Origin of the sequence: Collinsella sp. AM10-26 (assembly GCF_003472525.1) — a bacterium.
Classification (GTDB): Bacteria; Actinomycetota; Coriobacteriia; order Coriobacteriales; family Coriobacteriaceae; genus Collinsella.
Genome location: NZ_QRMC01000010.1, coordinates 18,666 through 44,711, shown reverse-complemented (window position 1 = coordinate 44,711; position 26,046 = coordinate 18,666). Strand labels below are relative to the sequence as shown.

20 protein-coding genes are annotated in these 26,046 nt (G+C 60.8%); 8 read left to right on the top strand and 12 right to left on the bottom strand.

Annotated features, from left to right (window positions below):
- Positions 1 to 211 precede the first annotated feature (211 nt).
- The 5 genes from DW123_RS08955 to DW123_RS08935 form a co-directional block, all read right to left on the bottom strand.
- Positions 212 to 1,150: an FHA domain-containing protein gene (locus DW123_RS08955; protein ID WP_117793959.1), complete on the bottom strand. Its 939-nt coding sequence runs from the start codon at positions 1,148 to 1,150 to the stop codon at positions 212 to 214.
- A gap of 3 nt (positions 1,151 to 1,153) precedes the next feature.
- Complete coding sequence (locus tag DW123_RS08950) at positions 1,154 to 2,998, bottom strand: hypothetical protein (protein WP_118273687.1); 1,845 nt, start codon at positions 2,996 to 2,998, stop codon at positions 1,154 to 1,156.
- Positions 2,995 to 3,900, bottom strand: a complete 906-nt coding sequence (locus DW123_RS08945) for a hypothetical protein (protein ID WP_117735410.1) — start codon at positions 3,898 to 3,900, stop codon at positions 2,995 to 2,997. Before DW123_RS08945 ends, DW123_RS08950 begins: the two co-directional genes overlap by 4 nt.
- 245 nt (positions 3,901 to 4,145) lie before the next feature.
- Positions 4,146 to 4,742 carry a recombination mediator RecR gene (recR, locus tag DW123_RS08940; protein WP_089573257.1) on the bottom strand — a complete coding sequence of 199 codons (597 nt, stop codon included), beginning with the start codon at positions 4,740 to 4,742 and terminating at the stop codon, positions 4,146 to 4,148.
- A 13-nt stretch (positions 4,743 to 4,755) separates the two neighbouring features.
- On the bottom strand, positions 4,756 to 5,076 hold the full coding sequence (locus tag DW123_RS08935) for a YbaB/EbfC family nucleoid-associated protein (RefSeq protein WP_006235174.1): 321 nt from the start codon (positions 5,074 to 5,076) through the stop codon (positions 4,756 to 4,758).
- A gap of 341 nt (positions 5,077 to 5,417) precedes the next feature.
- On the opposite strand from DW123_RS08935, the gene DW123_RS08930 reads away from it, so the two are divergent.
- Entirely contained in the window at positions 5,418 to 5,891 is a 474-nt protein-coding gene (locus DW123_RS08930; RefSeq protein WP_117735409.1) for a hypothetical protein, read from the top strand.
- Between the two features lie 21 nt (positions 5,892 to 5,912).
- On the opposite strand, the gene dnaX is transcribed toward DW123_RS08930, so the two are convergent.
- Positions 5,913 to 8,369 carry a DNA polymerase III subunit gamma/tau gene (gene dnaX / locus DW123_RS08925; protein ID WP_158570747.1) on the bottom strand — a complete coding sequence of 819 codons (2,457 nt, stop codon included), beginning with the start codon at positions 8,367 to 8,369 and terminating at the stop codon, positions 5,913 to 5,915.
- 115 nt (positions 8,370 to 8,484) lie between these two features.
- On the opposite strand from dnaX, the gene DW123_RS09610 reads away from it, so the two are divergent.
- Positions 8,485 to 9,210 (top strand): hypothetical protein, encoded by a 726-nt coding sequence (locus DW123_RS09610; RefSeq protein WP_158570748.1) that lies wholly within the window; start codon positions 8,485 to 8,487, stop codon positions 9,208 to 9,210.
- Positions 9,211 to 9,313: 103 nt separating this feature from the next.
- Here the strand turns inward: DW123_RS09610 and DW123_RS08915 are convergent, their stop codons facing one another.
- From DW123_RS08915 to DW123_RS08890, 6 genes are all read right to left on the bottom strand, one after another.
- The gene (locus DW123_RS08915) at positions 9,314 to 9,973 is read right to left on the bottom strand and encodes a DUF5028 domain-containing protein (protein WP_117763377.1); all 660 of its coding nucleotides are present in this window, start codon (positions 9,971 to 9,973) and stop codon (positions 9,314 to 9,316) included.
- Positions 9,974 to 9,978: 5 nt separating this feature from the next.
- Positions 9,979 to 10,623 carry an ABC transporter ATP-binding protein gene (locus DW123_RS08910; RefSeq protein ID WP_117742889.1) on the bottom strand — a complete coding sequence of 215 codons (645 nt, stop codon included), beginning with the start codon at positions 10,621 to 10,623 and terminating at the stop codon, positions 9,979 to 9,981.
- The gene (locus DW123_RS08905; protein ID WP_117742890.1) at positions 10,614 to 11,456 is read right to left on the bottom strand and encodes a hypothetical protein; all 843 of its coding nucleotides are present in this window, start codon (positions 11,454 to 11,456) and stop codon (positions 10,614 to 10,616) included. Before DW123_RS08905 ends, DW123_RS08910 begins: the two co-directional genes overlap by 10 nt.
- Positions 11,456 to 12,343, bottom strand: a complete 888-nt coding sequence (locus tag DW123_RS08900; RefSeq protein ID WP_117742891.1) for an ABC transporter permease subunit — start codon at positions 12,341 to 12,343, stop codon at positions 11,456 to 11,458. The genes DW123_RS08905 and DW123_RS08900 overlap by 1 nt, the downstream gene beginning before the upstream one ends.
- Positions 12,344 to 12,394: 51 nt before the next feature.
- Positions 12,395 to 12,907 (bottom strand): hypothetical protein, encoded by a 513-nt coding sequence (locus tag DW123_RS08895; RefSeq protein ID WP_117742892.1) that lies wholly within the window; start codon positions 12,905 to 12,907, stop codon positions 12,395 to 12,397.
- A 109-nt stretch (positions 12,908 to 13,016) separates the two neighbouring features.
- A complete protein-coding gene (locus tag DW123_RS08890; protein ID WP_158570749.1) occupies positions 13,017 to 15,152 on the bottom strand; it encodes a LuxR C-terminal-related transcriptional regulator in 2,136 nt (711 codons plus the stop codon).
- A 438-nt stretch (positions 15,153 to 15,590) separates the two neighbouring features.
- On the opposite strand from DW123_RS08890, the gene DW123_RS08885 reads away from it, so the two are divergent.
- The 6 genes from DW123_RS08885 to pknB all read left to right on the top strand — a co-directional run bounded on the left by DW123_RS08885 (position 15,591) and on the right by pknB (position 25,786).
- Positions 15,591 to 17,444 carry a serine/threonine-protein kinase gene (locus tag DW123_RS08885; protein WP_118273690.1) on the top strand — a complete coding sequence of 618 codons (1,854 nt, stop codon included), beginning with the start codon at positions 15,591 to 15,593 and terminating at the stop codon, positions 17,442 to 17,444.
- Positions 17,441 to 18,451, top strand: coding sequence for a DUF3662 and FHA domain-containing protein (locus tag DW123_RS08880; protein ID WP_118273691.1), 1,011 nt, complete (start codon positions 17,441 to 17,443; stop codon positions 18,449 to 18,451). The genes DW123_RS08885 and DW123_RS08880 overlap by 4 nt, the downstream gene beginning before the upstream one ends.
- Positions 18,452 to 18,457: 6 nt before the next feature.
- On the top strand, positions 18,458 to 18,874 hold the full coding sequence (locus DW123_RS08875; protein ID WP_006235180.1) for an FHA domain-containing protein: 417 nt from the start codon (positions 18,458 to 18,460) through the stop codon (positions 18,872 to 18,874).
- On the top strand, positions 18,871 to 20,805 hold the full coding sequence (locus tag DW123_RS08870) for a Stp1/IreP family PP2C-type Ser/Thr phosphatase (protein ID WP_118273692.1): 1,935 nt from the start codon (positions 18,871 to 18,873) through the stop codon (positions 20,803 to 20,805). The genes DW123_RS08875 and DW123_RS08870 overlap by 4 nt, the downstream gene beginning before the upstream one ends.
- A 16-nt stretch (positions 20,806 to 20,821) precedes the next feature.
- A complete protein-coding gene (locus tag DW123_RS08865) occupies positions 20,822 to 23,692 on the top strand; it encodes an FtsW/RodA/SpoVE family cell cycle protein (RefSeq protein ID WP_118273693.1) in 2,871 nt (956 codons plus the stop codon).
- A 132-nt stretch (positions 23,693 to 23,824) separates the two neighbouring features.
- Entirely contained in the window at positions 23,825 to 25,786 is a 1,962-nt protein-coding gene (gene pknB, locus DW123_RS08860; RefSeq protein ID WP_118273694.1) for a Stk1 family PASTA domain-containing Ser/Thr kinase, read from the top strand.
- Positions 25,787 to 26,046: the final 260 nt, after the last annotated feature.

The window sequence follows — 26,046 nt, the reverse complement described above, 5'->3', positions numbered from 1 at the left end:
GCGATGGGAAGCGCCCGCAACGGAAATCCGCATGCGGGTTTATTGTACCCCGCCGCCAAGCTATATTTCGTCAAATATAGGTGGGCGGTAAAGGTTTGCCTTGGGTGACCGCCAAGGGCCAAAATGGCCCCTCCATCCCCGGGCGACTGGCTCTGGCGCGACAAGGAGTGTCCCCAAGTGCCGGCAGAAAAGGAGCGTCCCTATCTGCCGGCTAGAGGGCACCGAAGAGGATGGCGTAGGTAGTGGATTCGCCGAGCTTGAGCTCGTCGCCGGGATTGAGTTGGGCGGAACGACCGGGCTCGACCTGAATGCAGACACGCGTGGCCCCGTTTACCACCACGGTTCCGTTGGTGGACGACAAGTCCTCGACGTGCCAGATATTTTGAGCATCGCACCAGATATGGGCATGGCGGGCCGAGACATCGTCGCCGACGTCGGTAATATCGCCCTCACCAGTGGCCAGCGCGCCAATCTCAACACCCTGCTCACTCGGCTGAATCCAGCGCGGGGCGCTCACGACAAAACTGTTTTGTATGCGCAGCAAGCCCAAAGGGTGCGCCGGGGCGGGTTCGCGTTCGCCCGCGGTCATCGACATGCCAAGCGAACGCGGCGTGGATGTGCCTCCGCCACAGGTCGCGTGCGCGTAGTCGATGGCATAGTTCACCGAGGACCGCACATCCGCCGAACAACCGACGGCGACAAACAGCACCAGCACGGCCTCGGCGCGCTCGGCGGGCATGAGTTCCGCCGCCTGGGACAGGCGATCGAGCGCGTTGCGATAGAGATTCGTGTCCTGGTGGCACTCTTCGAGCGCGCGTACCATCGGTTCACCTGCAGGACCGCAGACCATATTGATTACAGCCGTGGAGTCCATGGGATTGCGCTGGCGCAGGGCCAGTTGCGACATAATACGCGCAGCCGAGGTACCGTATTCGGCAAAGTAGCGCTGCTGAAGCGTGCCGACCGGCGCGCGAACGATAAAGCGGGAAACCCAAGAGCGATCGGCGGCTCGGCTCTGCGGGCTGCGGCCATCGGCGAGCGGACGGGACGAAAGCACCAAGCCACACAGCTCGATATGGCTCAGATGCGCCGCGCGCTTAAAGATATCAAACATGGCGCCGCATGGGGTGAGCCCAACTTGAGATGCCATGACCTAGGCCTCCTTGGTCGTAGAAATAGAATCGGACGATACTTCGACAGGTCCGCCAAAAGTGCGGGCAGCTGCGGCGCCACCAGCAAGCGGAGTCGCCATCTGGGCTTTTGTGCGTCGCGGTGCCGAAACGGGAAGTTCAAAGGCAAAGCCCATCGCAAGCAAAAACCACGTAAGCGTATAGGTTGCAATCAGAGCGGCAACAAGGCCGCCCATCACGGCGCGTTGAGAAAATACGCTACATGCAGCCACAGCCAATACCGGAACCTCGCAGGCAGAAAGCGCAAGCACACCCTGCAGGAACCCCGAGCGCCGATCGCGCGCAAGTGCCCCCGCGGCAACGCCGGCTATGCCTGGCAGCGCCAACGCCAGTGCGGCAATAATACCCGGTAGCGACCCAGACCACACGAGCGATCCCAAAGTCGCCGTCACGCGAGTGCCCGATGCCAGCAGCGCGGCCGAAACCACGACCACAGCCCAAACCACGCCGCAGACGACCGCCGCGCCGACCATCAGCGCGCGACGAACCGCGCGGCCGGACGCATCCATGGGGCACGGCGTGAGCGGCTCGCCACGGAGCGAACGACCGACATTTTGCGCATAGTGGTCACAAAACGCCGAGAGTGCCGCCTCGACCGCCGCCGGCTCGGGACGATCTTTTTGAGAGCTGGACAGACAGGCCATCACCACGTCGAACAGCTGGGCATCGACAAACGCCAGCGCATCGCGTAGCTCCTCGGAATCCGGCTCAAGCCCCAGTTGCTGGGCCTGCTCGGCCGCGGCGAGCGCCACATCGGGCTCACGACGAAGCAGCTGAGTCAAATCGCAACCGGGCGCATGGGCACCAATGGGATAGTCGGGCCGCGTGTCCATCTTGAGACGGTAGGGGCTGGCGATGTCGCGCGTCTTTTTGCGCGAACCCGAGGCGCCCGAAGTGCTCGGCGCGGCTCCGTATGGCGCGACGCCGGCAATAAGCTCGTAAACCGTGCTTGCCGCGGCATAGACGTCAATCGCCGGCGACATACGCAAAGCGCGCAGGTCGGGAATATCGTCGGTGAGCATCTCAGGCGGGGCATAGGCAACCGTCGCGCGACGCAGCGTGGCATAGCGCTCCGTAAACGACGCCTTGCCGCCGGCACCGGCCACGGCCGACGCAGGCTCAAGCGCCAGCGACGAGCCAAAGTCGATCAGGCACAGGTCAAAGGTGCCCTCGGCAAGCTGCCGGTCAAGCGGTAGACGCGCCGTACGCACCATAATATTAGCGGGCGAGATATCGCGATGGACAAAGCCCTCACCCACCAGGCTCATACGGCAGAGCAGATCGAACAGGTCGCGACCCAAACGCGCCGCCACAAGCGGCGACAGGCGTCCGGCATCGTCCACGGCGAGTCGCGAACGCAAGCGGGCGAGCGTCTCGCCCTCGACCCATTCCATGACAATTGCAGGCACACCGTCGACCTCGCCCCAGCCATAGAGGCGGGGAAAGCCCTTAAGGCCCGAAAGGGCGCGATGGCATTCGTATTCCTCGCGAAACGCCGCCTTGAACTTGGCGACCAGCGCCTCGTGAGTTGCATCGTCGTCAAACTCATCGCGCGTCGGCAAGATGAGCTGCTTGAGCGCCACGGCCTCGCCTTGGGCGTTGACGGCACGCGTCACGCGGCCGATACCGCCACGGCGTATGGTGGCATCGTCGGCAAACAGCATCGTAAAACGACGCAGATAGGCAGGCAGTTCGTCCTGACCGAGCGCAATGGCCGGCTCAAACCCGTCGACACGCGCCAGGCGCAGGCCGACCATCGGATCGCGACCGAGCGATTGTGGTGTGGTGGATGCAAGATCGGTCATCATAGGGCAAGCGCCGCCACGTTATTGTTGAAGTTACCGAGCGCGACGTCATCATCGCCGTAATGGCCGACCCATTGACATAGGTTGGTGTAACAGCCCCACAGATTGGCGTACTGCTGATACCACTTTGACCGGGGCGAGAATGTCTGACGACCGAACTCGGCTCGAATGACAAACATCTCCCCGACCAGGCTGTCGCACGGCCTGGGATCTCCCGTAGAGTTATAGGTCGAGACCACGTCATTGGCACGAGAAACATAGCCGTCGAGCATGTTGTACTTGGTCACAAGCCAACTGTGAATGCTCTCTTCCTCAGCAGCGGAAAGGCCACCGGAGTTTGCATCGTTGTCAGTGTTGCCGCCCGTCGAGCCGCCGTTTCCAGACCCTCCGGCAGAGGAACCCGATCCTGAGCCGCCGCCCGAACTCGACGAATCCGAGCCGGAGCCAGAAGTATCCGAGCTACCGGGCTTTCCGGACTGCTGGGCGTCCTGCTCCTTCTGCTGCTCGACCTTACTCACCGTTGCCGCCACGCTATTGTTGGACAACCGATCGATGATCTTGGTGTTGGTGAGCACGATGGTTTTGCCATTGGCAAGCGTGACTTCGTTGTCCGGGGCCTCGGCGCCGTCCGCATCGTCGGTGCCAAACACAATATGCGCGACCACACTTACCCAAGCATATCCAGTCGTGGTGCCCAGGTCACTTTTGACCTCATGCCCCACGCGCGGTTCGCGTGCGGCATGCGCCTGCATCATGGACGGCACGGTCATGCCATAGACAGAAACGCCAGCTATGACCAGCACCAGCGAGCAAGACAGCAGTGCGTACGCCCGCGGCGCCAAGCCCAGTCGGCGTCGCATGCGCACCGCGGCGCCGCGCTTTGTCTGAGTGCCACCGGGCCGCATGCGTTCTCCTCCAACAAAAACACGCCGCTCGGGAGCGGCGCATTCATTCGAATCCATATTTGAGTGTATCAGCGAACCCAAAAGGTTGCGAAACGAATGGGCAAATTAAGGATGCGAATGAAAGCATCCATGCGATAAGCGGATACAAAGCATCTTTGTTGCACAACAAACTTACAGTCGCACGGGGAAATTATGGCTACCCCGTGCGTCGCGAGGATAACATACGGCAGGAGCAGGCTCGCCACCTAAATCGTGCGACGGGCCTCAATGGCGCGCCCAAGCGTAAGCTCGTCGGCATACTCCAGGTCGCCGCCCACGGGAAGGCCGCTTGCCAGACGCGACACCTCGACGCCCAGCGGCTTGATAGTGCGGGCCAGGTAGCTCGCCGTGGTCTCGCCCTCAATATTGGGGTTGGTGGCGATGATGACCTCGTGGATGTCCTCGTGGCCCAAGCGTGCCAGCAGCTCACGAATGTGCAGCTGCTCGGGGCCGATCTTGTCCATGGGACTAATCACGCCGCCCAATACGTGGTAGAGACCATGGTAGCTGCCCGTGCGCTCAATCGCCTGGACATCGCGCGGCTCGCCCACCACGCAAATGCGAGTGGTATCGCGCATCGAATCCTGGCAGATGGAGCACTCGTCGGCCGTGGCGTAGTTAAAGCAGCGGCTGCAAAAATGAACCTCCTGCTTAACCTCCAGGATGGCCTCGGCCAAGCGGCGCGCCTCCTCGGCATCGGCCTCGAGCAGGTAATAGGCGATGCGCTGAGCCGACTTGGGGCCAATGCCCGGCAGGCGACCCAGCTCATCGAGCAATTTTTGCAGGCTATGGTTGGCACTCATATATATGCGCGTCTTAGAACGGCATGCCCGGGATGTTGAGACCGCCGGTGATGGCGCCCATCTGCTTGTTGGCGAGCTCGTTGACGCCGCGAACGGCCTCGTTGACGGCAGCCATGATCATATCCTGCAGCATATCGACGTCCTCGGGATCGAGGGCATCGGGATCGATGGTGAGGTTGACGAGCTCCATCTCGCCGTTAACGGTCACCTTGACCATGCCGCCACCGGCAGAGGCGTCGACGGTCTGGGACTTGAGGTTCTCCTGCGCGGCGGCAAGCTGCTCCTGCATCTTGCGAGCCTGCTTCATCATCTGCTGCATGTTCATACCGGCCATGATGGCTCCTTTACGTGCGGCCGCACGCCGAGCTGCAAGGGCAGCCGGAGCACGGCGGGACTTTCAAACTCAAAAATCGTACCACGGCGCGGGGCCAGCGAGCGGGGCGGACGTGTTCCCTCAGTCGATATACATGTCCTGGAGTGCAAGCCGCACCCAAAGATTATGCGAAGTTGAATAATTCGCATCTGCATATTATTGAAAGCTAAATCTTGTAGAGCCGGAATCCGACATTTTCTGCGTACCACTAAATGGCTAAATGCCGAACCGCTGCTCGAGGCGGCGCTCATGATGGCAGGGTATAATTTGATTGTCACAGACAGCAATTTGGAGGTGCCCCCATGAATGCCCCCGACGCGCTCCAAAACATCCGCTCAAAACACCCCGTTGCATATGTGGTTCTCTATCTCTTTGTCGGCTGGGCATTACTGGTTGTCATCACCCATGCTATAGCCTTTGGAGCAGAACTGCTGATAGCCAGCTCGGACCAGCCCGTCGTCAAATGGGAAGCGACCGATGAGTGCACCGACGGGACCCGGACCGTTTACTACAACAGCCCGTCCCTTTACCAAGAGCTCAAGGTCAAGATAAAAGATTCCAAGATTGTTGATGCCGAGCCAGGCTCTTTTTTGACAATCGGAGCAGTTGCCAACGACATGCAAGTCGAGTACACAGACAGTCGTGCGACGTATCGTGTCGACCTCAGCACCCTAGGACGACCGTCGCGTACCTGTCTGCTCGAATGCGAGATGCGCGGCACCACACTACACATGTCCGAAATACAGATGCGCCCGGGCAAGGGGTTCTCTTCTTGAGCAGTATACCCGCCTGCGCAGCTACTCCACCGGCTTGAAGATGGTGGACTGGCCGAAGACGCTGCGGATGAGGGCTTTGGCCTCGTCCTCGGTCTGCGGGATGCTCGGGGCTGCACCCTGATGGCCGAAGGGGCTGCCGGCGCCGGGGTTGGACTCCCAGGGAGCTGCAGGAGCGTCCTCCTCTTTGGGGGCAGTTGCAGCGGACTTGGGCGCGGACGCCGCACCCGGCACGTCGAACGGGGGCAGATCGTCCCCGCCCGTGTCGGCGGCAAAACCGCCAACCATGGCGTCGTCGTAGGGTACCTGTTCGGATTCCCACGGTGCAGACGGCACGGACGGCTGAGCCTTGGGAGCGGACGCGCGCTCGGGAGCGCGGGGCGCAGGCTCGGTCGGGAGCATGCCCGTGGCAGGAGCGCCGGCGGGATTGTCCGAGCGCAGCCAGGGGGCCTTGCCCAGGTCGGATGACTTGGGCGCGGGCGAGGCGGGCTTGGGCGCGGGTGTCGGAGCAGCCGGTTTGGCCGTGACGGGTTTAGGCGCCGACGGGGTCGGTGCCGCTACCGGTGCTGCTTTTGGCTGCGTTGCGCTGGCGCTCGAGGATGCAGGGGCCGCCGAGGACACGGGTTGCGGGTCCGCAGATGCCGCAGCCCGTGCAGATGGAGAATGCTCCTCATGTTGAGGAGCCGGCGTGCCACCCCCATCCAGGACATAGTCGACGGTACGACGACCGAAGACCGCGCAGACCGTCGGCAGAACCACCGACTGCGTATCGGCGCGACCGAGCATCTTAATGGCAAAAGTCGAGCCCGCGGGGAACGAGACCGTGAGCTTGGAGCCGTCGTCGGCCGTGGCGCGGGCGTTGAGCAAAAGCCCTGCGTAGGAAGCCTGACGCGCCTTGACACGCTCGACAACCTCGGCCCATTTGCGCTGCAGCTCTCCGGCATCCTCGACCGCGGGCGTCTCGGCAGCACCGGCGGCGGCAACCTGGGCGGCATTGTTGGACTGGGGCTTAGGTGCCGGAGCGGTGGCAGGCGCGGGGGCCGCAACGGGCTGAGGCGCAGGCGCTGCAGGCTTGGAGACTGACACGGACGCAGAACGGGGCGCAGGCTGGGCAGTCGGAACAGCAGCTCCGCGGTCCCAAGGCATGCCACCCTGGCGCGCGGACGTAGCAGCAGGGGCAGCGGATGCCGCCGGAGCGGCAGCACGGGCGCCCGAAATGAGCGTCGGCTGTTGGGCAGCAGCGGGTACGGATGCTGCAGGCGCGGCGGCCTGAGCAGCAGCCACGCTCGCCGGCACGGCGCCGTTGGCAACCATGGCCTCCAAACGCGCCATGCGCTCGGCCAATGCCTCAATCGTTAAATCAGCCTCGGGACGTGCCAGACGCGTGCAGGCAATCTCGAGCACCAGGCGTACGTCGCTCGCGCCCCTCATCTCCAGCGCAGCATCGTCGAGCACCGTCAGCACACGGGCCAGGCGGTCGGCAGGATGCTCGCCAAAGGCAGCGGCCTCGGCAGCAAGCGCCTCGGCCTGCTCGGAGCCGCCCTCAAACAGCTCGGCACGGGCGCCGGCAACGCATGCCACGTACACGTCGCGCACATGCGCCACCAGGTCGCGCGTCAGCTCCAGCAGGTCATTGCCCTCCTCGACCTGCGCACGAATCAGTCCATAGAGCTCGGCAACGTTGCGATCGGCAATGGCGCGGGAAAACTCGCCCAGAATCTGGTCCGAAACCTCGCCTAAAAGCGAGCGGGCGTCGTCCGCATGCACAGAACCGTTGCCAAAGACGCTCAGCTGCTCCAGCGTGGACAACGCGTCGCGCATGCCGCCCTTGGCATGGCGCGCCACGATAGCCAGCGCCTCATCGTCGTAATCGAAGCCCTCCTGCTCGCACACGTATGCCAGGCGATGCTCAATATCCTCGTTGCCGATGCGATGGAAATCGAAACGCTGGCAGCGCGAGAGGATGGTCTCCAGAATCTTTTGCGGGTCGGTAGTGCACAGCACAAAGATCACGTGTGCCGGCGGCTCCTCGAGCGTCTTGAGCAGCGCGTTGAACGCCGCCGTCGTGAGCATGTGGACCTCGTCGATGATATAAATCTTGTACCTGCCACGCACCGGGGCAAAGTTGACGGAGTTGATGATCTCCTCGCGCACGTTGTCCACGCCGGTACGGCTTGCGGCATCGAGCTCGTAGACATCCGGGTGGTTACCCTCGGCAATGAGCTCGCACTCCTCACAGGTGCCGTCGGGCATGCAGCCGCTTGCACCCTCGGCGCGCGCTGCCTCGGCATTGCGGCACAGCAGTGCCTTGGCAAGGATGCGCGCCATGGTGGTCTTGCCCGTGCCGCGCGGTCCGCAGAACAGGTAGGCGTGGGACAGGCGCCCCTCGGTGATGGCGTGCTCGAGCGTCGAGACGATATGCTGCTGGCCCACCACGGAGTCGAAGGTGAGCGGGCGATACTTTCGGTACAACGATTCCATGGGTGCTCCCCCGGGTATACTGAGTCTTGTTGCCGCGACGGCCATACGGTCGCACGGCATACTGCATTCATAATAACCCGTACGGCGAGCCCGCCGCGATAGGAGTCCAAAGAGCATGGCAGACGCAGAGAGTAACCTCGTTCCCTCCGAAGCAGCCGACCAGATCGAGGTCGCGCTCGAGGAGCAGGCAGCAGCCGATGACGGCATCCTGTACCTCAACGAGTACCAGTACGAAAACGACCTCGTCACCGACTTCGCCCGTCTGGTCGCCTCGCCCAGGCGTCGCGGCTCGCTGTATGTCGCCGCGGCAATTGCCGCGCTGCTGGGCGTTGGCATGCTGGTGGCCGGCGGCAACTGGATCAAGTTTGGCGTCGTCCTGATCGTGTTCGGCGCCTTTTTGGCCTGGTGGAGCAAAAACCTGCACCACACGCTCGCCCGCGACTTTATCGATGCCGTCGAGGCCGACGAGTCCATGGGCGGCCGCTATCGCCGCGTCGCCGCCAACGAGACCGGCCTGATGGTCTGGGGCAAGAGCGGCAAATCGCAGTTCTTCCCGTTTGAGAAGCTCGACCACGTGCTCGACGGCGAGCGCATCTTTGTGGCCATGTTCGCCGACCAGGGCGTGACGATCCCCAAGGACACCTTTGTTCGCGGCGATGCCGAGCAGTTTGGCCCCTTCCTGAAGGCGCGCATCAACAAAAAGCTCCGCATCGAGACCAAAAAGAAGAAAATGAAGACCGAGAGGGCCGCAGCCGAGGCCAAGCAGGGCGACAAGGCCGACAAGCCTCAGGACAACAAGGGCAAGCAGCGCAAGCAGAAGAAGAGCAAGAAGAAGCGGTAGGGTCGGCCGACACCGAAGGCGCCCGTCCCGCGTCATTCCGGGACAACGCGCGCGGAACCGAGCGCGAGCACCGCCGATGGACCCATCTCGCCGAGCTCTCGAGCTATTTCACATCAAACCTAAAGAGCCTTCGCTCCGGCAGATCGGTCATCTTCATCGTATAAGTCCCAGGAAACGCCTTCTCAAAACGGACGGTTTCGTAATCTTCAAAGTAGTCGTTGGTATTTTGCATCATAAACGGGACAAGCAACTCGTTCTCTGCCCCCACCTGCACGGCAAATGCTGGAGACCCGCCTAAAACCGGCATCGCCTGACAAATTAAATCCGTATTGACCACAAAGTCGTAATTTGGAGAAGACTCTGGCACAAGATGCCAAAGGTACGTTTTGATTCCACCGTCTTCGTTATCCCTGTTCCGCACGCGCATTTTAACCGCAATGACGCACTTACAATTAGCGTCCTTCAGGCTCGTCTCAACATTCACGTCTCCGTATTTTGAATAGTCGTCATGAGACCGTCTAAGATATTCCCGTGGCGTCATCAACGCCGCATCATCCACGCAGAATGAATATCCCGAAGTTGGGCTGTCCTTCGAACCAAAGTATGCACCATCCATCGAAAGCCATTTCCCCGCAGGATAATACTTCTCAGGAATCACCGTTCTATTGGCGTTAACAGCGCTTATCCTTGCACCAACCGCACCAATTACAGCGCAACCGCAGAGCGCGAGCGCGGATCTCCTCGTCAAAAGAGCCGATTCCATCTCACTCACAGCCTTTCCCGCACTTCGGCGATGGCGCCATCGCGCATGCAATAAACCCTATCGGCAAGTTCCGCGAGCACTTCCCCGTCATGGCTAGACAAAAGAACCTCACGGCCCGCTGAAGCTGCCAGCGAGACGACGCGCTTGAGCATTTCAACGCCCGCTTCATCGAGGGCATTCGTTGGCTCATCGAGAACAAGCAGCTTCGGCTTTTCCATAATTGCCGCAGCTATCCCCAGACGTTGTTTCATGCCGAGCGAGTAAGTCCGGAACTTCTTCTTCTCGTCAGCATCAAGCCCCACAAGTCGCAGAGCAGAACGGATATCCTCATCGGCAGCAACACCTTTGATCTTGGCGATGAGCTCCAAGTTGTCATAGCCGGATAGGTAGCCCATAAAAGAAGGCGCTTCGATCAGCATTCCCAGACTTGGCGGAAACGAAATATCCATTCCAAGCCTTTGTCCATCGATAATAATCTCGCCTTTAGTTGGCTTAATTAGTCCACAAACCGCTCGCATGAGCATGGTTTTGCCCGAGCCGTTAATGCCCTGAAGCCCGACAACGGTGCCCGGATTTATCTCGATAGACACATTGCGCAAAACGTCAATTTTACCGATTCGCTTCGATACGTTTTTAACGTTTACAGCCATACCGTGCCCTTCCTTTCTATAAAATCGGCTCGCCAAAACCAAAATCCGCCCATCAATAAACAAGCCGCCATGATCGCAAGTGAGACCAGCGCACTCGAAGCCACCGAGACGCCCCCTTTCACCATTCCGTCCCAGCGCAGAAGCATCAATGCGTTTCCCAACAACGCGCAATGACTTGTATATGCCGAGCAAATCAAATAACTCACGAGCGTCACAAACGCGACCGATGGCCCAAATGCAAATCCAACTGCAAGCTGCATAAAGGCAAGCGATTCAAAAGCAAGAAATAGACCCGCGAAAAACGGCAGTCCATCCGCTTCGCTCGATGTAAGAAAATCCTTGCCTAAGCTTACAAGTTGAAGCGACTCGCTATGTATAACCGTGCTAAAAGAGGCGCCCGTTGCCAAACTCCAAAGCACAACAGAGCAGACCACCACGAGCAGTGAGATTGTCGTTACCACCGTAACCAAAACAAACCGCGACACCCACCACAGCCACCTCGTACGGCACCGGACAAGCGTCTGCAAGCCGAACCCCCGCAATGATTCGACTGAATAATCGAGGGTTGTATAGAGAATGAGCAGGGTGAGAAACAGCCAGCCAAGTGGAGGAACGAACATGGCCCCCGGCCTAAACTCAAACGGAGTCGACCCGGCAAAAACCAGCGCGAAATTATCTGCAAACCCCAATATTTCCGTTTTAGTACCATATATCACGGACAGTCCATACGCATAGACCAAGTTCGCAATCGACATGACCGCCATTGCAATAAAAGCAACAGCATTCCTCTTCAATACGGTTCTCAAATCCGCCGCGAGCAATCGAAACAACATCAAATCACCTCGCGCCTCTCCAACACCTTCGCAAAAAACAGCGAAACAATAAGCAGGGCTACGATCTCTACAATCCCCGCTCGAATGTCGGGCCAGTTATTGAGCGATTCCGATCTAATGCTGTTGAGAATGTTGCAGTTGAATCCAATACACTGCAAGACGCTAAAAATCCAGTCATTAACAAAGTGCCACGCAACCATGAGTAGATACGGAACGATCACAGCCTTGACTCTGCTGCGAAACACAACCGACAGACCGGTCACGGCCATGGATAAAACCCCCAGCGTCACTGCATCGAACAGCGTATAAACCAATACGTAGAGCAAGGGCTGAGTATAAAAAAGAAGAGAAAAATAGCTGTGCAAGTAAAGGCCAACGTATGTCGTTTCATCGACCCGGGGCATATACGCGGGAAACAACATCGATACGATGAGAAAATTAACGGCGAGCGGTACGGCAGTTACAACAAATGCCGAGAGGAATGACGAGATGAGCTTCACGTTGATATAAAGCCTCCTCGACACGCGCGTACATAGTTGGGCGTCGTAACCGTTCAACCGCTCAGCCAGACATGACCAGGATCCCGCCAAGAGAGCGAGCAGCGGCAAGATGTAGAAAAAAATAGTCGCCGATAGTGGCGCATTTGCGCTCACGACTATCCAGTTGCCGAAACTACTCTCGCGCGTTTGTCCAAGATAGTGCTGCGCTTGCAGGCCAAGCCCATAACCGAAAGAGAGTAGATTATTCCGCTCTTGATTCAGGTAACACCACGACTCAACAGCAGCCGCCAACGCGATCAAAACGCCCATGACGAGGGAGGCAGCAAACAGCGGGCAGCGGAACGTCTTGTGCAGCTCGTGCCGCAGGACTCCCTTATTGTTAATCATGAATCCTCCTTCCCGCCCAGGCCCGCTGGCCCGGGCGGGTATCCATTCAAACTACGCCGGCAACTTCGAGAAGCGCCCAACGCAATCAGGACTCCAGACTCCATTAACGGTGCCATAGCCAGACTCAGCCCAAGCCGTCAGACGAGCCGCTGAACGCCCGCTCTCGCGAACCTGGTTGTACATCTCCCACTTTCCATAATGGTTGGAACGATATACGCCCTCGGTGCAATTTGCGCCACCGCTACCGTTTGTGTTGTAAGCTCCATCCACATACAAACGAAGTGGCTTGCCCGAATACCCCAAGATGTTGATATAGAGCGAGGAAGAATTGTCTTTCCGGCGATAGCCCGTCGCGCTTGTCCCGGAACATTGGAAACTAAATCCCGTATCCGCGTTGTTAACACAAGTCGCTATTCCGCTGTCGGCATTCTGCGTAACGCTTGAAACCTGAGAAGTGTCAAACTCCTCCTGAGCAAACGATACGATAGGAGCCCCCAGGGAAAGCCCCGCAATAATCGCAAGGCTCACTCCGATGCGGCCAATGGCGTTCTTTAACTTAATCATGGCCTTCTCCAATCAAAAGCGGTTAACAATGCGTCGACGCACGGCAACCTTTGCATGAATGGAGAAAGATGTCTGTAAACACTCGCTATTGAGTTGATAATCCAGGCGTTTACACGTTATCCACCTGCGATAACAATGAAATAAGCTCCGCTTTGTTCTTGATCTTCAACTGGCGATAAGATGCGGATCGCAACGCTTGCACCGTAGATGCAGCATAACCTACGTCCTCCGCAATGGTCTTTGTCGTTGCGCCCTCTGCCGTCATCAGCAAAATTTGCGACTGAACATCAGAAAGGGAGCGCGATGTAAGCAAAGCCAGCTGGCGCACGCGAGCCGTTTCGGCGAACCCATTCGCACGGTACTCCAAGACGGCCCTCTCGTTCTCAACCGAGTGGGCGAGCGCGATGTGCGTGACGAACATGGGCACAGACCAGCAGACGACCACCGTTGCCACGACGACATTGACAGCCGAACTATGCCCCAACAGCGACGCAAGGAACAGCGGCTCGAAAACCATCAGATCCTGCGCCATGTTGAGCAAGACGGCCCAGACAGGAGCCGTCGCCCCAAAGCAAAGCATCCATACCCCAAGCATTTTGCGCTGCGGACAGCTTCGCAGCACTACATATGTGAGCAGCATCCCCGCCAGCACCACGAACCCATGAATTCGCCCCCTACTGGCCGCATAGATTGAAGCAGCGACACCTATTGACACCAATGGCACGATAGCCCGAGCACGGGCATGCACCTTAAACGGACGCAGCCCAACAGCGAGCGAAGCTGTAGACGCCACGCCGCAAAACAGGACCGGCACAGCCATCAACGGAACGCGTATGCACCTCCATGCCGAGATATAGATAAAAGACCATTCCGCAGCAGACAGTATCGCCCACATGCACGGACCTCCGAGCTCAATCGCCTCACCTGCTCTATCCAGCGCAGCTTCACGATTCGGTTTTCCACCCGCGTAGCGTAGCGACAGAAGCAGTCCGAGACCCAATGCATAGCTTGAGAGAGAAAAAGCGACAGCCCACGAAACACCGGATCCCCAATCGCTATCCGCCATTACCAACGGTCCAGCCGCAAGGAGGATAAAAAATAATGTGAGCAGGTATCGAAACAGCCGGCGCGTTCGAGCTGATGCCAACATATCGTCAGCATGCCGCTGCGGCAGCTCAGGCCCTACAGTATCACCCTCACCCGCAAACAACGCCACGAGCTCGCGTGAGCCCGCAACTGACGCCTTCCCGTATGCTCGGTGAAGCGTTGTTCGCACCGTCGATGGCTTCGTATCCGTCTCCTTGGCAATTTCCGCCGGCGTTTTCCCTTTGAGCAGCAGTCGAACAAACTGCTCTTCTCTAGGCGACAGGGCAGGGGAAAACGCCTCCGCATCGAATGGGTCAGACGCGTGGGCGATATCCGAATTGTTGTCCCGTTTTCTCCTTAGTAACATGCATACGAAAGCAGCGGCGATAGCAGACCCCATCGCAAGCAATGCAATGATCGCGGCATCGCTTGCGAAGTATGCCGCCTCAACAGCCGGAACAAGGCCAATAGGGACTGCCACGAGCACAGAACGGGCAAACACGTCGCTCTGCCCCCGACCAAAGGCGCGGGAGCAGCGAAACAGCGGGGCCACAGCCAATGCGAGATAGACCAACGGAATTAAAAGCGCAAGGCCAATTGATGCGGCCGAAACAGAGGGTATCCCCCATGGCTCGGGGACAATTCTCCATGAAACTCGACAGCAAAACAGCAGGCAAGACAGGACGGCTATTGTTTCTGTAAAAATCGCGTTCTGCAGGCGACGATTCTCTCTTTCGTCGGTCGGCGTCGCCCCCTGCGTCAAAGGAGAGCCCGCCGTGTCCCAAATAACATATGAGAGGAGCAACGCCCCAGCAAAGCACGAGACGCACGAAACGCCATGCAACAGCCAGATCGGTGCAAACACGAATGGAATAGAATCTCCGCGAGCATAGAAGGCCAAGTCAACCCACTCGGGAACCGTTGCAATAACACCAAGGAAAACACCGATAGCACCGAGATGCCTCGGCCGTCTCATTCCCCCCTTGCATAGCGCAGCACCATGAACAAACGCCGCGAGGCATGCGCCCAGGATAACGAGCCAGGTCATTGCACCTGACGCCAGGCCGATTGAAGATGAAAACCGGTGATAAGGGGTGACCGCCATTACGACAAGCGCAATGGCGCAGGCAGATGTAGCAGAACGGCGGGAAAAAAGCATATGGCCTCCATAGCGTGTCATTATATCGCTCGAGCCGCTCGTTTATCTCTGTTCCCACACCAGCCAGCATCAACGATTCAGGCGAACTCCAATCCGAGCCAGATCACGGTCCAGCTTTTGTCCGCAGCCCCCGCTCCAAAATGGGATGCGGTTTCCTTTTGAGCGCCGGTTCGGAAAGTCCGTCCCGTTCCAGGCCATTATTCTGGGATGCAGCTTCCGCAAGCTGCCCCCTTTGGAAAGCGCATCCCATTATTTGGTTGAAAACCGGTCCCCCACTTTCCGAACGAGCCGAAACGACCCGAACCGATCGGGCCACCTCATCCCCGTTTCCTCGCCATCTGCCCGAGCGTGCTACACTAGCAGCATCTATGCCACCGCGAACGGCTTGGCCCCGCGCCCGCCGCTCGCAAACGAACTTTAAACGCACGAGGGTTGGCCATGCCGCTTTTCTCGCAACATACCGCCCGGTTCTCGCCGGACGTTCCTTTGGAGGGCACCAGCTCTCGCGAGCTGCTCAAGCGGTACCAGCCGCTCGAGACGCTTGCGACCGGCGGTTTTGGCTCCATCGAGATCTGCCGCGACACGCACCTGCGCCGCCGCGTCGCCATTAAGCGCATCCCCCTTATCAACGGTTCCGGCATGCCCGCCAGCGACATCATGGATGTCCTGCGCGAGGCGCACACTGCCGCTATGCTTCAACATCCCAATATCGTGCAGGTTATCGACTTTACGCACGATACAGCCTATGCCTACCTGGTTATGGAGTATGTCGACGGCATGTCGCTGGCCGAGTTTTTGCATCGAGTTGACGGCCATTCGCTCACCTTTGACGAGGCCGCGGCAATTGCCGACGCGCTGGGCCAGGCGCTTACCTTCGCCCATAGCAATGGCGTGCTCCACCTAGACATTAAGCCCGCTAACGTGCTCATCGACCACTCGGGCAATGTAAAGCTCACCGACTTTGGCATGGCGCGGCTGTCGTCCGCCGGTGGCTTTGGCGGCTCGCGCGGCGGCACCATCGGCTACATGCCGCCCGAGCAGCTCGATATCGAGACCGGCACGGTCGACGAACGCGCTGATGTCTTTGCCCTTGCCTGCGTTATCTATGAGGGCTTGTGCGGCAGCGCTCCCTTTATGGCGGCCACGCCCGCCGACTCGCTCGACCGTATCATCGGCGGCGCCACCTATCCCAGCGAGCTGATACCACACTTCCCCCCGGGAGCCGAGGCCACGCTCATGAGCGCGCTCTCCCCCATGCCGCAGGACCGCCCCAGCAGCATCGAGGCATTTTGCGACCAGCTCCTTGCCGGTCTGGGCAGCGTACGCGAGGGCCGTCGCAGCTTGGAGCAAATGGTTGGCGAGCTTTCGGATGACGAGCAGGAGCTCGACGATATCGAGCCGTCGTACTACGAGGACGACGCCATCGAGGTCGACCCCGCACTCGGCTGGGCGGGCACGCGCTGGAACCATGCGCGCGACTACACCATGCGCGCTATCTCGGCGCTAGCGTGCGGCACCTTTAGCTTTTTGCTGATGCAAACGGCTGGGGTCGCGGCGCTTCCCGGCCTGGTCATTGCGGCTATCGCGATCGGAGCGGCGGCCGGCCTGGCCCCCCAGATTGGCTCGGCCATCTCGGCTGTGGGCTTTTTGGTGCTCATGGCAAACGCCACCATGCAGGCACAGGGTATCCTGTCGATGTTGCCCGTCGCGGTGATCTTTGCCGCCGCTATGTCCGGTTGGTGGATCGCCTGGGGTCGCACCGAGGCTGCCGCGAGCGCCGCACTCACCTGTGCACTCGCGCTTGGCTGTCTGACCGGCAATACCTTCCTGGCAGCTGCGGTCACCGCCGGCGTCGCGTCATTTTGGCTCGGCCCGGCAAGCGCCGCCGCGGCAACGGGCATGGGCGCACTTTTTGCCCGTCTGGCCACGGTCGCGCTTTCAGCCGGAGGCGTGCTGGGGCTCGGTAACGTTGCCGCAGCGCTGGGAGACCCACTCCTTTGGGCTGCCTTTGTGCTGGTAGCGGCAACTGCCGCGGCGTCATCTGCGCTGCTCAATGCCCATGCCAAGCGTGCCGATCAGGGCTCAAACCTTGCCGCAATCGCCGCCATCGCTTTCACCGGCATCGGCTGCGCAGCGGCGTCCTGTCTTGCACACCATATGGAAATTGCCAGCCTTGCAGCCGCGGTCGTCGCCAAGGCGGCGGTTGCGGGAACCCTATCCTCTATAATCGTTGGGATATGCCTATATTTGCTCGGATACCAAAGAACCTATACGGAGAGTGATCTTTCGTGAACTTCCTGAACATCTTCGAGGACCACGTGGCCGGCATCTTCGGTGCCACCCGTGCCCCGTTCTCCTTTAAGAAGCTTGCCAAGCAGGCCGCTCGCGACATGGAGGATCAGACTCTGGTGATCAATGGCGTCAACACGGCGCCGGCACTCTATACCATCCTGATCGCCGCCGACGACGACCCCATGCTCGCCCCGTACTACCCCGAGCTTTCGCGTGAGGTCCGCGAGTTCGTGAAGGCGCAGGCCGAAAAGCGCCGTTATGTCTTTGTCGGCGAGCCCCTCGTGCGCTTTATGATCGATCCGCAGCTGCGTGCCGGCAAGTTCTCGGTCTTTGCCGAGAACGTCGATGCCCCCACGCTCGGCCGCCTGTACGAAGAAGAGCGCGCCTATCAAAACGGTCTGGGCCAAAACAACTCCGCCGCAAGCCGTGCCGCCAGCGCCCCGCGCGCCGGCCAGCAGCAGTTTGCTGCCCCGCAGCAGCAGCGCCCCGCCGCCATGCCCCAGCAGCAGCCGACGCCTCGCGCCGCCGCTCCCGACCCGCTTGCCGTAGCAGATCCCTTCGCGCCTAGCGTCCCCGACCCCGCCGCTCCTATCCCGGTGCCGCAGACCGTCTCGCGCGACGCGCTTGCCGGCATGGGCGGAGCCGCCGCGACCGGTGCCGCCGTGGGCCTAGGCGCCGCAGCCGGCATCGCCTCCAACATGGCGAGCACTCGCGCCCCGCAGCGCCCGCTCGCCCAGCTCGTCGACGTCGTGAGCGGCGAGAGCCATAGCATCACCTCCGCACAGGTGACTATCGGTCGCGAGCGCTCAGTTTCCGATATTGCCCTGCGCGACCCCAACGTGTCGCGCCGCCACGCCCAGCTCACCTTTACGGGCTCGGATTGGTCGATCGAGGACCTCAATTCCACCAACGGCACGCTCGTCAACAACCGCCGCATTACGCGCTGCCCGCTGCGCAACGGCGATCTGCTGACGTTTGGCCTGAGCACCTTTGAATTTAGGGGATAGTCGCTTATGAACATCGATATCGTCCTTTTTGCAGGCCGCATCGTCCTGGTCGCCCTGCTCTATATCTTCCTGTTCGCCGTCATGAAGACCGGCGTGGGACTTGTGCGCGGACAGCGCCGCGACTCGGCTATCTGGACGATCGATGTGGACAAGGGCCCGCGCGGCATCCGTGGCATCCACGTAGACATGCTCGGCCCCGTCATCGTCGGTCGCTCGCCATCTTCGGACATCTGCATCAACGAACCGTTCGTCTCGGCCTCGCATGCGCGCTTTTCGCTGCAGGGCCCGGCGCTCATCATCGAGGACCTCAACTCGCTTAACGGCACGCTCGTCAACGGCCGCCAGCTTGTGGAGCCTGCAACGCTGCGTGAGGGCGACGAAGTCCAGATTGGCGACGTGGTCATGAAGGTGAACCGTCGATGATCGACGAGGAGAACAAGTCCGCAACTATGACCGAGGCACCGGCTGCCGCCACAGCTGCGCCGGCCCACGCCGCTCCGGCGGGCTCCGCACCCGTGGAACCCGAGGACACCGTATTCTCCCTGCCTCTTTCGCATGTAACGCATGATATTTCGGATCTCGCCGATAACGAGGACGAAGAGAATGCCGTAGCGGCGCCCATCGGCGCACATGCTGCGGATCAGCCCACAGCGCCCGAAGCAACCCCGACGCCAGCTCACTTTGCAGAGCCCGTCGCCGCGGCAATCAACGAGAGCGCTGCGGTGTTTGCGGCACCCGAGCCCGCCGCGCCGGCGTTTCCCATAGCCCCGTCATCCGAGGTTGCGCCCGCGTCTACGCCGGCGCCCGAGGCAGGGCCATCCCCCGAGGACGGCCCTGCGCCCAAGACCCCGCAGCCTGCGCCCGCAAGCGAGTCCGATGCCGTGGCCGAGCCCGCCGCCCAGTCGCAAAGCACGCCCGCGCCGTCGCACTTTGCGACACCCGAGCCTATAGACGTCAGCCCGCAAGACGACGAGTCGACCGCCCGCGTGCCCGAGGAGCCCGACTCTCCGGACACCGGCGATTCCGAATCAAACGCCGAGACCGACACCGTCTCTCCCGGTGACACAGCCGAGATCGACGTAGCCGCCGTTGAAGCCAAGCTCAAAGACCCCGGCTCGACCATGAGCTTTGAGCCCCTGACCGAGGAGCGCATCGAGACCGACTCGACCTATGATGCCGGCACCACCACGCAACTCATGTGGGGTGCCCGCTCCGACGTTGGCTGTGTGCGCCCGCACAATGAGGATTCCTACCTGGTGCAGTCGCCGCTCTTTTGCGTATGCGACGGCATGGGCGGTCACGCCGCCGGCGAGGTAGCCTCTTCCATCGCCGTCGAGACTATTGCCAAGACGGCCCCGCAGTCCGCCGACGCAGCACGCCTGGCCGCAGCCGTCGAGGCAGCCAACGCCGCCGTAATCGAGGCCGCCCTGAACGGCCTAGGCAAGCCCGGCATGGGCTGCACAGCCACTTGCGCCTATATCGAAAACGACACGCTCGCCATCGCCCACGTGGGCGACTCTCGCGCCTACCTGCTCCACGAGGGCACGCTCATCCGCGTGACCCGCGACCACTCCTACGTGGAGGAGCTCGTGGACGCCGGCGAGATAACGGCAGACGAGGCTCGCGTCCACCCCAACCGTTCGGTCATCACCCGTGCGCTGGGCTCAGACCCCGCCATGTATGCCGACCACTTCACTCTGCATATCGAGGAAGGCGACCGCCTGATCCTGTGCTCTGACGGCCTTTCGAGCATGATTCCCGATAGCGATATCGAGAACATCGCCACGCAGTCCTCAACCGCGCAAATCTGCGTCGACAACCTAGTGGACGCGGCGCTTGCCGCCGGCGGCCACGACAACGTGACCGTAGTAGTCGTTGACCTGGTTGACGATGGCGTTATGCGCGAGGCGCAACGCGTGCGTCGCCGCAACGTCACCATCGGCGTCGTCTTAGGTCTCGTCTTGGTGCTGGCGGCTGCCATCTGGGCCTACACGGGTGTCACCGGCTCGTACTACCTGGGTACCTACCAGGGCAATGTCGCCGTCTGGCGCGGCCTGCCCGGCAAGCCACTCGGACTCAAGCTCCACTGGCTCGAAAGCGAAACCAGTATCAAGCTGTCCGACCTGCCCGAAGACACGCAAAACCGCCTCAAGGCGGGCATTCCGCAAACAAGTGTCGACGATGCGCAGGACACGATATCCAAGTACCGCCACCAGATTGACGAGGAGCAGACCCGCCAGGTGATCGACGCGCAAACGATTCGCGACAACACCGACCAGGGATCGACCTCCGAATCAGATTCCGAGAAAACCGCCGAACAGTCCGCCGAGGCCGAAGCCTCCGATAAGAATTAGAAAGGGAGTGCCGCTTATGAGTCGCCGCAACACCGAACTGCTCTTGCTCATCGCCTCGGCGTTCCCCGTCATCCTGCTGTATGCGATGTACGTCCTCACCGCGGGCGCTGCCATCTCCTTTGAGACGCTCGCCGTACCGATCGGCCTCTTCGCCGCCTTCGCCGCAGCACATATCGCCGTGCGCATCTTGGCGCCTGGCGCCGACCCCGCCATCCTGCCCATCGTATTTATACTTTCGGGCATCGGCATCACGTTCGTGACACGCCTCGCCCCCGCTCTCGCCATCTCACAGCTCATCATCCTGTTTGTCTCGGTGGCGCTCATGGTGGGAACGCTTGCACTGGTCAAAAACCTCGACGTGGTCATGCGCTACAAGTACACCTTTGGCATTATCGGCATCATTCTGCTGATGCTGCCCATCTTTATCGGCACCACGATCTCGGGCTCCAAGCTGTGGATTCGCATCGCGGGCTTTACCATCCAGCCCGGCGAGTTCGCCAAGGTCTTTATCGTGCTGTTCCTGGCCGGCTACTTGGCCGAGAACCGCGAGCTGCTCTCCATCTCCAACCGCAAGATCCTGGGCTTTAAGATCCCTCGCCTGCGACTGCTGCTGCCGCTGTTTGCCGTGTGGGGTGTGTGCCTGCTCGTCGTCGTCTTCGAACGCGACCTGGGTTCGGCCGTGCTGTTCTACACCATCTTCTTGCTGATGCTCTACGTTGCCACGGGACGATTCTCGTATGTCGTTATCGGCCTCGCGCTCTTAGCCGTTGGAGCCGTGGGCGCCTACAAGTTCCTGTCTCACGTTCAGGTACGTTTCCAGGTTTGGGTCGATCCTTTTAAGGACGCCCAGGGCCAGGGCTACCAGATCGTCCAGTCGCTCTTCTCGCTTGCCGATGGCGGTCTGGTCGGTGTTGGCATCGGCAACGGCATGGCCAACAACATCCCCGTCGTCGAGTCCGACTTTATCTTCTCGGCTATCGGCGAGGAGATGGGCCTTTTGGGCGGCGGCGCCGTGCTCATCCTGTTTATGCTCTTTGCCGTGCGTGGCCTCACCACGGCTGCCCGCGCTAAATCCGACCTCGCAGCCTTTAGTGCCACGGGCCTTACGGCCGCCATCAGCTTCCAGGCCTTCTTGATCGTTGGCGGCGTAACCCGCCTGATCCCGCTGACCGGCGTCACCCTGCCTTTTATGAGCCAGGGCGGCTCCTCGCTGCTGGCGAGCTTTATCATCGTCGCGCTTCTGCTGCGCGCCGGTGACGAGGCAACCGGACGCGAGGCCGAGCTTACCGGCACCGGCACCATGGCCGCCATCACCGATGATCAGGTCGCATCTGCCGCCGCCCCGACGGGCACGCGCTTTGCCACCTCGTCTTCCTACGGCAGTGGCAGCCATTCCGTCGGCTCGCGCATGCGCCGCCGCCTGCTCGACACGCCTGAATCCGGTGTGCTCGGCCGCGTTGCGCTCGCCAACCGTCTAACCCGTGCGGTGCTAGCCTTTACGGCGCTGTTTGCCATCCTTATCGGCAACCTCACCTATGTCCAGGTCATCAAGGCCAAGGACTATCAGGATATGCCGACCAACAACCACACCATCGCCCGCTCCAAGTACATCCAGCGCGGCTCCATCATCACGTCCGACGGCGTGACGCTGGCCGAGTCGCTGCAGCAGGAGGACGGCACCTACGTACGCTCCTACCCCAACGGCAACCTGGCAGCGCACGTGGTTGGCTACGTGAGCCAGCAGTTTGGCACCACCGCCATCGAGAGTGTCATGAACGACACGCTCACCGGCTCCAAGGATTACTCCAGCTGGAACAACGCCATCGCGTCGCTCGCGGGCCAGACCCAGCCGGGCAACACCGCCAAGCTCACCATCGACTCGCGTATCCAGACAGCTGCCGAGCAGGCACTCAAGGGCTTTAAGGGCGCTGTAGTGGTCATCGACCCGCGTACCGGCGCGGTACTCGCATGTGCCAGCTCGCCCACCTACGACAACACCAACATCGACGCCCTGCTGCAGGCGGGCGGCGGCGAGGACGGCTCCATGTACAATCGCGCCATGGACGCGCTGTACACGCCGGGCTCCACGTTTAAGGTCGTTACGCTTTCCGCGGCACTCGAGACCGGTACCGCCAGCCTTACCAGCACCTACCAGGCGCCCGGCTCCATGGACATCGGCAACGCACCGGTCATCAACTATGCCAACGAGAACTACGGCACCATCAGCCTGCAGCAGGCCTTTGCCGTGTCCTCCAACGTCGTCTTTGGCCAGGTGGCAAACGAAGTTGGTGCAAACACGCTCGTGCAGTTTACCAACGCCTTTGGCTACGGCCAAGAGCTCGGCCAGGACCTGACCTCCACGGCCTCCATCATGGCCGACCCGTCGCTCATGACCGAGTGGGAGACCGCCTGGGCCGGCGCCGGCCAGCCTGTCGGCATGGACCACACGCCCGGCCCGCAGACCACCGTCATGCAAAACGCCGTGATTGCCGCTGCCATCGCTAACAGTGGCGTGGTCATGGACCCGTACTTTGTAGCCCAGGTACTCGCCCCGGACGGAACCGTGGTTAAGACCACGCAGTCCCGCTCGCTGGGCCAGGCTGTCAGCTCTGCCACGGCCGACCAGGTCAAGCAGGCCATGCTCGCCGTCGTCCAGTCCGGTAGCGGCACCGATGCCCAGATCCCCGGCGTCAAGGTCGCCGGCAAGACCGGCTCGGCCGAGATCGGCGGCACCAACGTCAACTCGATGTTCGTTGGCTTTGCACCTTACGATTCACCCACGGTCGCCATCTCGGTGGCCTTGGAGGATTACGACAAACACGACGTCAAGGCGGCCAAGATTGCCGGCATCGTCCTGACCGCGGCGCTCGCCGCACAGGGAGCGTGATGCCCATGATCGAATCGGACACCCGAGGCGCACCGCGGCCGAAGAGTTAGCGGCAACGCGCCACACGGCCCCAGCGGCCACATCGTAGGTACTACACACATCGTTGAGCGAATAGTTATGTTAGGAGCAGGAATGGAACAGAGGGTCCTCGGGGGAAGATACCTCCTCAAGGATAAGGTGGGGACAGGCGGTATGGCGACCGTCTACCGTGCACAGGACCAGGTCCTCGACCGCACGGTAGCCGTCAAGATCATGCTGCCGCAGTATGCTGGCGACGCAACCTTCGCCGCACGCTTTAAGCAGGAGGCCCAGGCAGCAGCCGGTCTCTCCTCCCCCTATATCGTGGGCGTCTACGATTGGGGCAAGGACGGCGACACCTATTACATCGTCATGGAGTACCTGCGCGGTACCGACCTTAAGAGCGGAATCAAGAGCCACGGTGCCCTCGACCCCAAGAAGGTCGCCCAGATCGGATCGCAGATCAGCTCTGCACTCTCGGTCGCCCACAAGCACGAGATCATCCACCGCGACATCAAGCCGCAGAACATCATGGTGCTGCCCGACGGCAACATCAAGGTCATGGACTTTGGCATCGCGCGCGCCAAGAACAGCCACCTCACGCAAGACAACAACGTGCTGGGAACCGCCCACTACGTCAGCCCCGAGCAGACCCGCGGTCAGGACCTCGGCCCCACCTCGGATATCTACTCGCTGGGCGTCGTGATGTATGAGTGCGCCACCGGCCGCGTTCCCTTTGACGGTGACGACGCTATCTCGGTCGCACTCAAGCAGGTCAACGAGCTGCCTATTCCGCCGAGCCAGATCAACTCCGGTGTCGATGCCGACCTTGAGCGCATCATCCTTAAGTGCATGGAGAAGGACCCGGCAAACCGCTTCCAGACCGCCGACGAGCTGCGTCAGGTGCTCAACAGCTACCTGTCCGGTCGTGCCGTCAACATTTCAGAGCCCACGCGCATCATCGGTGCCCCCGGTGAGCTTGGCGCCACCAAGACTCGCGAGCTTTCCGATCAGACGCGCGCCATGGTGCGTCCCGTCTCGGGCGTGAGCGGCCAGAATACCGCCCGTAGCTCGGTTTCGGGCTCCACCGGCTCCTACGAGGTCGAAAAGCCCAAGTCCAACAAAAACAAGATCATCGCCGCCGTGGTGGCAGCTGTTGCCGTCATCGGCATCGTGGTGGCCTTTGCCACAGGACTCTTTGGCGACGAACAGGTCACCGTGCCCGACGTGCTGGGCAAGGACCAGCAGACTGCCGTCGAGCTGATCAAGGAGGAAGGCCTTGAGGTCGGCACCATCGACCAGAGCTATAACGACGATGTCGACGAGGGCAAGGTTGCCGAGCAGACCCCCAACGGCAACACCAAGAAGCCCAAAGGCACCAAGGTGAACCTGGTGATCTCCAAGGGCCCCAAGCCCTCCGAGAAGGTTGAGGTTCCCCAGCTTGTCGGTCTAACCAAGGACCAGGCAGAGGCGGCACTGGCAAGCGTTGGCCTAAAGGGCAACGCCACCGAGGAGGCCAACGAGGCCGATGAGGGCCAGGTCTTTGAGCAGGGCACCGAAGCCGGTAAGGAAGTCGAGAAGGGCACGACCATCTCGTACAAGGTCTCGAGCGGCCCGGATACCACGTCCGTCCCCGACCTGACCGACATGACCGAGGCCCAGGCGCGAAACGCCCTCGATATGGCAGGCTTTGGCGTCGACGTGAGCTACCAGGAGAACGACTCGGTTACCGAGGGCACCGTGATCAGCTGGAACCCCAGCGGCAAGCAGAAGCCCGGTGCCACGATTACCGTCGTCATTGCCAAGAAGTCCGGCAAGGCCAGCGTTCCGGGCAACCTGTACGGCAAGAGCATCTCTGCCGCCGTCACCGCGCTCAACAACGCCGGTTTCTATAACATTGGCTTCTGTGACCAGAACGGCAATCCCGTGAGCGGTAACGAGGATGCCACCGTTACGGGCGTCTCCCCCACCGGCAAGCAGTCCACCGACAGCACGATTACGCTGACGGTTGCACTTTCTGGCTCGGGCTCGGGTTCGGGCACGAGCACGGGCGACGATTCCGGTACGACCAACTAGTCGCCACCCAACCGCTCATTACGGCTCTCGCCGCAAACATATTCGCTCACAGGCGCCCGCTTGCTCCCCCAGCAAGCGGGCGCTTTGCGTTTCTCAGTAGGCATCTGGTGATTTGATTTGGAAAATGTAGACGAACCCGCAGCCGGACGGGTAGAATGTTTTTAGAAAACGACGCATCCCGCGTAAGTGTTAAGGAGCGCGGGCGGCCTAGTTTTCTAACGTGTTAAACGGCCGGGCTGCAACCCCGGCCGTTTTTATTT

What these genes read in the sequence shown, in the direction of transcription:
- DW123_RS09610 (WP_158570748.1), top strand. Translation starts at nt 8,485, where the DNA reads ATGGCAGACGCAGAGAGTAACCTCGTTCCCTCCGAAGCAGCCGACCAG.
- DW123_RS08935 (WP_006235174.1), bottom strand. Translation starts at nt 5,076, where the DNA reads ATGGCCGGTATGAACATGCAGCAGATGATGAAGCAGGCTCGCAAGATG.
- DW123_RS08895 (WP_117742892.1), bottom strand. Translation starts at nt 12,907, where the DNA reads ATGATTAAGTTAAAGAACGCCATTGGCCGCATCGGAGTGAGCCTTGCG.
- pknB (WP_118273694.1), top strand. Translation starts at nt 23,825, where the DNA reads ATGGAACAGAGGGTCCTCGGGGGAAGATACCTCCTCAAGGATAAGGTG.
- DW123_RS08950 (WP_118273687.1), bottom strand. Translation starts at nt 2,998, where the DNA reads ATGATGACCGATCTTGCATCCACCACACCACAATCGCTCGGTCGCGAT.
- DW123_RS08930 (WP_117735409.1), top strand. Translation starts at nt 5,418, where the DNA reads ATGAATGCCCCCGACGCGCTCCAAAACATCCGCTCAAAACACCCCGTT.
- DW123_RS08875 (WP_006235180.1), top strand. Translation starts at nt 18,458, where the DNA reads ATGAACATCGATATCGTCCTTTTTGCAGGCCGCATCGTCCTGGTCGCC.
- DW123_RS08890 (WP_158570749.1), bottom strand. Translation starts at nt 15,152, where the DNA reads ATGCTTTTTTCCCGCCGTTCTGCTACATCTGCCTGCGCCATTGCGCTT.
- DW123_RS08915 (WP_117763377.1), bottom strand. Translation starts at nt 9,973, where the DNA reads ATGGAATCGGCTCTTTTGACGAGGAGATCCGCGCTCGCGCTCTGCGGT.
- DW123_RS08885 (WP_118273690.1), top strand. Translation starts at nt 15,591, where the DNA reads ATGCCGCTTTTCTCGCAACATACCGCCCGGTTCTCGCCGGACGTTCCT.
- DW123_RS08905 (WP_117742890.1), bottom strand. Translation starts at nt 11,456, where the DNA reads ATGTTGTTTCGATTGCTCGCGGCGGATTTGAGAACCGTATTGAAGAGG.
- DW123_RS08870 (WP_118273692.1), top strand. Translation starts at nt 18,871, where the DNA reads ATGATCGACGAGGAGAACAAGTCCGCAACTATGACCGAGGCACCGGCT.
- DW123_RS08865 (WP_118273693.1), top strand. Translation starts at nt 20,822, where the DNA reads ATGAGTCGCCGCAACACCGAACTGCTCTTGCTCATCGCCTCGGCGTTC.
- DW123_RS08955 (WP_117793959.1), bottom strand. Translation starts at nt 1,150, where the DNA reads ATGGCATCTCAAGTTGGGCTCACCCCATGCGGCGCCATGTTTGATATC.
- DW123_RS08910 (WP_117742889.1), bottom strand. Translation starts at nt 10,623, where the DNA reads ATGGCTGTAAACGTTAAAAACGTATCGAAGCGAATCGGTAAAATTGAC.
- recR (WP_089573257.1), bottom strand. Translation starts at nt 4,742, where the DNA reads ATGAGTGCCAACCATAGCCTGCAAAAATTGCTCGATGAGCTGGGTCGC.
- DW123_RS08945 (WP_117735410.1), bottom strand. Translation starts at nt 3,900, where the DNA reads ATGCGGCCCGGTGGCACTCAGACAAAGCGCGGCGCCGCGGTGCGCATG.
- dnaX (WP_158570747.1), bottom strand. Translation starts at nt 8,369, where the DNA reads ATGGAATCGTTGTACCGAAAGTATCGCCCGCTCACCTTCGACTCCGTG.
- DW123_RS08900 (WP_117742891.1), bottom strand. Translation starts at nt 12,343, where the DNA reads ATGATTAACAATAAGGGAGTCCTGCGGCACGAGCTGCACAAGACGTTC.